The sequence below is a fragment of the Thermus albus genome, assembly GCF_022760855.1.
In the GTDB taxonomy this organism is placed as follows: Bacteria; Deinococcota; Deinococci; order Deinococcales; family Thermaceae; genus Thermus; species Thermus albus.
This window is the reverse complement of record NZ_JAKTNR010000013.1, coordinates 25,978-34,273: the sequence shown is the minus strand read 5'-3', so window position 1 is coordinate 34,273 and position 8,296 is coordinate 25,978. Positions and strand designations below refer to the sequence as shown.

General features: G+C 65.2%; 9 protein-coding genes and 1 pseudogene. 8 read left to right on the top strand and 2 right to left on the bottom strand.

The genetic code is table 11. The features are described from left to right. Positions 1–48: 48 nt before the first annotated feature. Positions 49–492: a GntR family transcriptional regulator gene (locus L0D18_RS12040; RefSeq protein WP_423247910.1), complete on the bottom strand. Its 444-nt coding sequence runs from the start codon at positions 490–492 to the stop codon at positions 49–51. Beyond that, positions 476–631: pseudogene (locus L0D18_RS12035) on the bottom strand (hypothetical protein); the annotation flags it as partial. The gene L0D18_RS12040 and the pseudogene L0D18_RS12035, both read right to left, overlap by 17 nt. A 479-nt stretch (positions 632–1,110) precedes the next feature. On the opposite strand from L0D18_RS12035, the gene L0D18_RS10935 reads away from it, so the two are divergent. From L0D18_RS10935 to L0D18_RS10900, 8 genes are read left to right on the top strand one after another with little or no spacing between them, the layout of a single operon-like run. Continuing rightward, entirely contained in the window at positions 1,111–1,944 is an 834-nt protein-coding gene (locus tag L0D18_RS10935; RefSeq protein ID WP_243029031.1) for a TrmB family transcriptional regulator, read from the top strand. Next, on the top strand, positions 1,931–2,902 hold the full coding sequence (locus tag L0D18_RS10930) for a thiamine pyrophosphate-dependent dehydrogenase E1 component subunit alpha (protein WP_243029029.1): 972 nt from the start codon (positions 1,931–1,933) through the stop codon (positions 2,900–2,902). The genes L0D18_RS10935 and L0D18_RS10930 overlap by 14 nt, the downstream gene beginning before the upstream one ends. Further along, positions 2,899–3,879: an alpha-ketoacid dehydrogenase subunit beta gene (locus tag L0D18_RS10925; protein WP_243029028.1), complete on the top strand. Its 981-nt coding sequence runs from the start codon at positions 2,899–2,901 to the stop codon at positions 3,877–3,879. The genes L0D18_RS10930 and L0D18_RS10925 overlap by 4 nt, the downstream gene beginning before the upstream one ends. Further along, on the top strand, positions 3,870–4,112 hold the full coding sequence (locus L0D18_RS10920; RefSeq protein WP_243029026.1) for a lipoyl domain-containing protein: 243 nt from the start codon (positions 3,870–3,872) through the stop codon (positions 4,110–4,112). Before L0D18_RS10925 ends, L0D18_RS10920 begins: the two co-directional genes overlap by 10 nt. A gap of 1 nt (position 4,113) precedes the next feature. Further along, on the top strand, positions 4,114–5,160 hold the full coding sequence (locus L0D18_RS10915; RefSeq protein WP_243029024.1) for a DctP family TRAP transporter solute-binding subunit: 1,047 nt from the start codon (positions 4,114–4,116) through the stop codon (positions 5,158–5,160). Further along, entirely contained in the window at positions 5,160–5,618 is a 459-nt protein-coding gene (locus L0D18_RS10910) for a TRAP transporter small permease (RefSeq protein ID WP_243029021.1), read from the top strand. The genes L0D18_RS10915 and L0D18_RS10910 overlap by 1 nt, the downstream gene beginning before the upstream one ends. Positions 5,619–5,622: 4 nt before the next feature. Next, on the top strand, positions 5,623–6,897 hold the full coding sequence (locus L0D18_RS10905; protein WP_243029019.1) for a TRAP transporter large permease: 1,275 nt from the start codon (positions 5,623–5,625) through the stop codon (positions 6,895–6,897). Continuing rightward, positions 6,885–8,018, top strand: coding sequence for an MFS transporter (locus L0D18_RS10900; RefSeq protein WP_243029018.1), 1,134 nt, complete (start codon positions 6,885–6,887; stop codon positions 8,016–8,018). The genes L0D18_RS10905 and L0D18_RS10900 overlap by 13 nt, the downstream gene beginning before the upstream one ends. Positions 8,019–8,296: the final 278 nt, after the last annotated feature.

Here is an 8,296-nt window from a genome sequence, read left to right as displayed (position 1 = left end):
GGAGGGCCCGGCTGCTGCTGGTACCCTGGTCCAGGGCCAAAAGGTAGTTCATAGTTTTTTGCCTAAGTAGAGTTCTCGTGACGTTTCTGGTCCAAATAACCTTCTTAGCGCTTGCCAGGCATTGCGAATATGCGCTCGCATGGCAGCTTCTGATGATAAGGCGTCTCTCCTGGCTATGGCCTCTTTGATCTCGTGGTGTTCTTCAATAGATGAGGAGAGGCGCCCCAAAACACCGGCAGACGTATTTATAAGAAATCTAACGTGACCATCAAGGTTCTGAGCAACTCGATACAAGCGCCTGTTTCCAGAGGCCTCCCATATGGTCCGATGAAACTCCATCTCTAAATCTCCGTACGCCTCTAGATCCCCCTTTGCTGCCGCTTCCTTCTGCTTTTGCCACAAATTCACAAGTGTTTGTACCAATTTCGTATCACTTCTGTCGGCAGCCAAGCGGTAAGCTAGGCTTACTAAGCCCTCACGTAGCTCGTAAATCGCCGTTGGCTTTAAACACCTGGTACCCCTTATGTGGCACGGAGCGCACGAGGCCTTCCTGTTCTGGAGCGACCAAAGCCGCTTTCACAGGAGGAGAGGAAAGTTCTAGTTCTTGCGCCAGCTTTCGGACGGTCAATCTTGCTCCTGGAGTTGGCTAGGAGCCTAAGGCTCCAAACACCTTTTCCCCGGAATAGCACTTTTTTGGAACTTACGCTCGAAGTTATCCTTACCTGGAGCTGCCAGGACAGCTGGAGGGTGGGCTCCTGCCGGGCCAGGGGTAAGGTGTTGGGGATGGTGGAGGGTTGGCCAACGCCGTGAGGCGCGGGTGGGGAAGGGGTTGCGGGTTTCGGTGTGGGTACTATGGCTTAGGGGCTTTAAGGGCCAAGTTGTGGGAAAAGGTGGTTAGGGGGGAAGAAGAGCCCTCCCCTTGGCCCAAGTTGTCCCTTTAGAGCAGTGCATTTGAAGAGCTTGTGGACCTCGTTCCGGAACCTTTACGAGGGTTAATCCCAGGGGGGTCTCCGGTGTTAGAGGGGAAGATAAGGCACAAACCCTTGACGCCCCGGGCAAGGCAGTGGTAAGCTAGCGGACGTCGTTAGGGGGCTAACTACTATGGGCTGGATGGACGGGGACGCTGCAGCCCTTGCCGACCTCCAAGCTTTAGGCTTCAGTCCCAACGAGGCCAGGGCTTACCTAGCGTTGGTGCGGGGGGGCAGGCAGAAGGGGTACGAGGTGGCCAAAGGGAGCGGCGTACCCCGCTCCATGGTATACCAAACCCTGGAACGTCTGGTGGCAAGGGGGGCGGCCTACCGGGTGGAGGAGGGCGAGGGAGTTTTCTACGATGCCGTTTCCCCAACCGAGCTCCTGTCCCGGTTGGAACAAGAGGTTGGGAATAAGCTGGCCCGGGCAAAGGAAAGCCTTTCACGGCTTAACTCCGAACCTTCCTTGGAAACCATTTGGCGGGTGCAGGGCTTTGACAGGGCCCTCGCTGAGGCCCGTTCCTTGGTCCAGCGTGCCGGGCGGGCGTTGACCCTGTCCCTTTGGCAAGAACAGCTGGATGCGCTGGAACCCCACCTCTTGGATGCTAAGGAGCGGGGCGTATCCATCCGGCTGGTCCTCTTCGGCCAGCGAGCCGATCCCAGGTTGGGCAAGGTTTACTTCCACCATTTCGTGGATCCGCAGGTGGTGGAGAGGAGGCTCCGGGCCCGGCTTTTCGTGGTGGCCAAGGACCACGAGGAGGTGGTGGTAGGAAACCTGGTCCGAGAAGGCAAAAGTTGGGCTGTGCGCACGCGCGATCCTGCCCTGGTCTTGGTGGCAGAGGAGTACGTGCGCCACGACGTGGTGCTGGCCGAGATGACCTTGGCCTACGGGGTGGAAAAGCTTACCGCCCTGTGGACGGGGCGGGAGGACCTAAAACGCATGGTAACGGGGGAGGAGATCCATGGAGCTCCTTGACCTCTATCGGATCATGTACCGGATCCGGCGGTTTGAGGAGCGGGTGGAGCGGCTCTTCTTGGCGGGTAAGATCCCGGGTTTCGTCCACCTTTACATTGGGCAGGAGGCGGTGGCCGCCGGTGCCCTGGCCCACTTTCGGCCTGGGGACTACCTGACCAGTACTCACCGCGGCCACGGGCACGCCTTGGCCCTAGGCGTGGATCCCCGGGATCTCATGGCCGAGCTGTTCGGGCGGCGCACGGGGGTCTGTCGAGGAAAAGGGGGTAGCATGCACCTGTTCGACGCCCGCCGCGGGATGCTGGGGGCTAACGGCATTGTGGCGGGCGGCCTCCCCATCGCCGTGGGTGCAGGGCTGGGCCTCCGCATCCTAGGCCACGAGGGGGCCGTGTTCTGCTTTTTTGGCGATGGGGCCCTGGGCCGAGGGGTACTTCACGAAAGCCTCAACCTGGCAGCCCTGTGGCAACTTCCCGTCCTCTTCGTCCTGGAGAACAACCGGTATGCCTCCACCACCGGTTTCGCCGAAAGCCACGCCTTCCAGGTTCCCGCACTGGTGGGTGCCTATGGGATCCCCTATCTCGAGGCGGACGGATCCGACGTGGAGGAAGTTCACCGGGCCGTTGGGGAGCTGTTGGCCCACGTGCGCAGCGGCCGGGGACCTGCCTTTGTGGAAGCCCACACCTACCGGTTTAAGGGGCATTACGTGGGCGATCCCGAGCGCTACCGTAGCCGTCAGGAGGTGGAAGAGGCCCGGAGGCGGGACCCCCTGGGCCTCGCCCGGGCGAGGCTCTTGGCCTTGGGCCTGGCCCAGGAGGAGCTCGAGGCCCTGGAGAGGAAAGAGGAGGAGCTCTTGGAGGAGGCGGTGGTTTTCGCGGAGGGAAGCCCCTGGCCGGACCCGGAGGAGGCCCTGGTAGGGGTTTTCGCCGAGCCGGTATCCGACTACCCCTGGGAGGAGCCATGAGGGAGATCACCTTTGCCGAGGCCACACGGGAAGCCATGGAGGAGGAGATGGCCCGGGACCCCCGGGTGTTCCTCATGGGCGAGGACATCGCCAAGCAAGGGGGCATTTTCGGCCAGTTCAAAGGGCTTCCCCAACGCTTCGGGTTGGAAAGGATCCGGGATACTCCCATCAGCGAGCCCACCCTGGTGGGAGCGGCCTTAGGGGCCGCATTGGTGGGCGCTAGGCCCGTTCTGGACATCCACTTCGCCGACTTCCTCCTCCTCGCCATGGACGAGCTGGTAAACCAGATGGCCAGCCTTCGCTACATGTCCGGGGGCAAGCTCAAGGCCCCCGTGGTCATCCGGGCCCCCGACGGGGCCATACGCTCGGCTGGGGCCCATCATTCCAAGAGCCTCGAGGGCCTTTTCCTGCATCTGCCCGGTTTCAAGGTGGTGGCCCCGGCCACCCCCAGGGATGCCAAGGGCCTCTTGAAAAGCGCCATCCGGGCCGAGGACCCGGTCCTCTACCTGGAGCACAAGGCCCTCTACCCGAGAAAAGGACCCGTGCCCGAAGGGGAGTACCTGGTTCCCCTGGGCCGGGCAGAGGTGGTGCGGGAGGGGAGGGATGTGACCCTCATCAGCTACTCCTTGACCCTGCACAAGACCCTCGAAGCGGCGGAAGCCCTGGCCAGGGATGGGGTGGAGGCCGAGGTGGTGGACCTAAAGACCCTCTACCCCTTGGACTGGGACACCCTCCTGGGCTCCGTGGAGCGGACCGGTAGGGCGGTGGTGGCCCACGAGAGCTGGCGTTTCCTGGGCCCGGGGGCGGAGATCGCCGCCACCCTGGAGGAGAGGCTCTGGCGGAAGCTGAAGGCCCCCGTGGCCCGGGTAGGGGCCGCCCACGTGCCCATCCCCTTTAGCCCCCCCTTGGAGAGGCGGGTAATCCCCCAGGTGGAGGACATCCTCATGGCGGCCAAGGAGGTGTTGGCATGGGCCTGAAGCCCATTCGCATGCCCCAGTTGGGCCTCACCATGCAGGAGGGCACCTTCCAGGGTTTCCTCAAAGGGGTGGGGGAGGCCTTCCGCCGCGGGGAGCCCCTCTTCCAGGTGGAAAGCGACAAGGCCTTGGTGGAGGTGGAGGCTGAGGCGGACGGGATCTTAAGGGAGGCCTTGGCGGAGGTGGGTAAGACCTACCCCGTGGGCGCAATCTTGGGTTTCTACGAGGAGGTGTGAGATGAGGCGGATACTGGCGGGGATTCTGGTGCTCTTGGGGCTGGCCCTGGCCCAGTTCAAGGGCGAGTACAAGCTTTCCGTGGTGGTGGCCCCCAACACCGCCTGGGGCATGGGGGCTCAGAAGTTTGCCGACCTGGTCAGGGAGAAAACCGGGGGCCGCGTGAACATCAAGATCTACTTCTCGGGCCAGCTTTTTGCCGGTCAGCAGACCAACGAGTTCCAGCTGCTCCGGACTGGGGTGGCCGATTTCGCCATCGGCTCCACCATCAACTGGTCGCCCCAGGTGAAGGAGCTCAACCTCTTTAACCTTCCCTTCTTCTTCCCCAGCTACAAGGAGCTGGATGCGGTGGAGGAGGGCCAGGCGGGGAAGGCCATCTTCCAAAGGCTCAGGCAGCTGGGAGCGGAACCCCTGGCCTGGGGGGAGAATGGCTACAGGCAGCTCACCAACTCCAAGCGCCCCGTGCGTTCTCCCGAAGACCTCCAGGGCCTGAAGATCCGGGTGGTGGGCGCCCCCATCTTCATCGACACCTTCCGGGCCTTGGGCGCCAACCCCACCTCCATGAGCTGGGCCGAGGTCTTGACGGCGCTGCAGCAGGGCGTCATCGAGGGCCAGGAGAACCCTATCGTGGGGGTGATCATTCCCTATAAGCTTTGGGAGCTGGGGCAACGCTACCTTACGGTCTGGAACTACGTGATCGACCCCCTCATCTTCGCCGCCAGCGCCCAGACCTGGCGCACCTTCCCTAGCGACGTACAGAAGGCCATCCAGGAGGCGGCCCTCGAGGCAGCCCGGTACCAGAAGGCCCTGGCCCGCGCGGGAATGGACGACGGCACCGCCCTAAAGTATCTGGCCTCCATGGGAATTAAGGTGGAGATCACGGATCCCTTGGCCTACCTGCGCTCCCAAGGGGTGCAGGTGACCGTGCTCTCGCCCCTGGAGATCGGGCGCTTCCGGGACCGGGTAGCGGGGGTGGTGCAGCGCTGGATGAACGAGATCGGGGGAACCCTGGTGGTCCAGGCGGAGGCGGACAAGAAGCGGGTCCGTTGATGCTGAGGCGCCTCGAGGAGCTCCTTCTGGCCCTTCTCCTGGGTGGCATGGCTACCCTGGCCTTTGCCAACGTGCTCACCCGCTACCTGCTCCATTACCCCCTGGCCTTCTCGGAGGAGCTCCTGGTGAACGCCTTCGTCTGGGCAACCCTCCTGGGCATCGCCATCGGCCTGCGGGAGGGCCAGGAGGGGGCCCATATCCGTTTCGTGGCCCTGACCGAGGCCCTGCCGGCGGGCTGGCGCCGGGGTTTCATCGCCCTGGGGTTCGCCGTGTTTGCCCTTCTCTTTCTGCTTCTGGCCTACCTGGCCTGGGGGCAGGCCCGGGACGACCTCGTCCTCAGGGCCACCTCTCCCTCCCTGGGCCTGCCCAATGCGGTCTACACCCTGCCTACCCCTTTCCTGGCCCTTTGGGTAGCGTTCCGGGCCCTAGAGGGGGCGTGGCGGAGCCTCAAGGGGTGAGGGCGTGGATCTTGGCATTCTGCTCATCGCCTGCTTTGTGACCCTCCTCCTGCTGCGGGTCCCCGTGGCCGGAGCCCTGGGCGCCAGCGCCGTCTTGGTGATCGCCATGGGTGGCCTTGGCCTCCAGGTGGTCTCCTTCAACTTCCAAGCCGGCATCGCCAAGTTCCCTCTCCTGGCCATCCCCTTTTTCATCCTGGCGGGGACGGTGATGGACCGGGCCGGGATCGCCGAGCGGATTGTGCGCCTCCTTCTGGCGGCGGTGGGCGGCTGGCGGGCGGGGGCCGCGGTGGCCACGGTGCTGGCGGGCATGTTCTGGGGGGCGGTATCCGGCTCCGGACCCGCCACCGTGGCCGCCCTTGGAGGGATCCTCATCCCCATGATGGTGCGCCAGGGTTACGCCCCGGGGTTTGCCGCGGGCCTGGTGGCCGCCTCCGCGGAGCTTTCCATCGTCATCCCCCCTTCCATAGCCCTGATCGTCTACGCCACCTTGGCCACCACCTCGGTGGCCCAGCAGTTTTGGGCCGGAATCCTACCCGGTATCCTCATGGGAGGGTTCCTGGGCCTGGCGGCGATACTGGTGGTCCGGGCCCGGGGCTGGGGAAGGGCCCACGATCACGGCCAGCATCACCCCTTAGGACGCTTGGTCCTGGAGGCGGCACCGGGCCTCCTCACCCCCATCCTTATCCTGGGGGGGATCTACGGGGGGGTCTTTACCCCCACCGAGGCGGCGGCCGTGGGAGTTTTCTGGGGGCTTTTCGTGGGCTTTTTCGTCTACCGCACCCTGAGGCCGGCCCATCTGGTTCCCCTCCTGGTGGAGGCAGGGGTGTCCAGCGCCGTGGTCATGGCCATCGTGGCCTGGGCCGGCATCTTCGCCTGGGCCGCGGACACCGTGGGCCTGGTGGGTAGGGTTTCCCAGTCCCTCCTGGAATGGAGTGGGAATCCCCTGGGCCTAATGCTTCTCCTCAACGTGTTCTGGCTGGTCCTGGGGATGCTTCTGGACGCGGTGAGCATCTACTACCTCACCCTGCCCATCCTGCTTCCGGTCCTGGCCCACATGGGCTGGGACCCCGTCTGGATGGGGATCGTGATGACGGTCAACATGGCCATTGGGCAGATCACGCCCCCCGTGGCGGTGAACCTTTTCGTGAGCGCCCGCATCAGCGGCCTGCCCATCGAGAGGATCTGGCGGGAGATCTGGCCTTTCGTCCTGGCTTCGGTGTTGGGACTGGTGCTCTTGGCCTACTGGCCCTTCCTCCGTCCACTCCTATGGGGGCGGTAGCCTACCGCCTCCTACCCTACGCCCTAGCCTACGCCCTGTCCTACCTGCTGCGTTCCGCCAATGCCGTCCTGGCCGAGCCCCTGGCCGCGGAGCTCCACCTGGCCCCCGCCCTCCTGGGGGGTCTGACCGCCAGCTTCTACCTGGCCTTCGCCCTGGGCCAGGTCCCCTTGGGATGGCTGATGGAGCGAAGGGGCCCCCGGCGGACCCTGTTTCCCTTGCTCCTGGTGGCGGGATTGGGCTCTTTCCTTTTCGCCTTGGCCACGAGCCCAGCCTTTCTGATGGCGGGAAGGGCCTTGATGGGGGTGGGCGTGGCCTTGGCCCTGGTGGGGAGCGTGAGGGCCTACCAGCTCCATGCACCCGCCCACCTGGCGAGCCTGAGCGCCTTCACCGTAGCCCTGGGGGGGCTCGGGGGCCTGATGGCCACGGTGCCCTTAGCCCTCTTGGGCGAACGACTGGGCTGGCGGGGAGCCTTCGTGGTCCTCGCCCTGGCCTCCTGGGGCCTGGGCCTTCTGGGTCTGGCCGTTGGTCCCTCGGATCCCCAGGTGGGGCTCCGCCCTTCGCACCCCGAGGGGGCACGGGCCCCGAGGGGAGCCTTGGGGATGGGGGTGGTGGCCTTCGCCTACATAGGGTCCTTCTTTGCCCTGCAGAGCCTTTGGGCCGGAGCGTTCGCCTACCATCTCGGCCTGGAGGCCCTCCAGGTAAGCCGGCTACTCTTCCTCCTGAATGGGGCCTCCGTCCTGGGGGGGCTCCTGGCCGGCCTTCTGGCCAGATACCTCGGTGTCGGCCCGGCCCTTATGGTGGGGATGCTGGTGTTCGCCTGCGGCCTGGCCCTTTGGCCCGGAGGCCTCCTCCTACCCGTAGGCTACGCCATGGTGGGCCTTGGCGGCGGCTTCAACGGGCTCGTTCTGGCCTATACCGCAAGCCTTGCCGGCCCAGGAGCGGGTGGGGTCCTGGGCCTGGTGAACCTGGCGGGGGTGGTAGGGATCTTCCTGGTCCAGGGAGGGTTGGGTGTGGTGGTGGAGAGGCTAGGTTACGGACCAGCCTTCCTGGTCCTCCTCACCCTCCAGGTCCTGGCGGCGGCTGCCCTCCTCCGCCAACGGCAGCGGGCAAGCAGGCCCTGACCTGGCTGGTGCCCGGCGCTCCCCAAACCCCATGGGCAAAAGGGCGCCGAGGGCGCTACACCCCATAGCTGGGCGGAGGTGTGAGGAGCCCCTCCGCCACAAGGGGCCGCATGGCAGCCCTGTCCCCGGGCGGGCCGGCCTCAGGGGTTTTCCCAGGGGGAGTGGCCGGGGGGCCTTCCTAGATGGGCATGCGGCCCAGGCGAACCCCCGTGGGCCTGGTCCGGGCCTCGGCCGCGGCCGGGGCCTCACGGCGGGGGGCGAAGCCCTGGGGCCAGGGG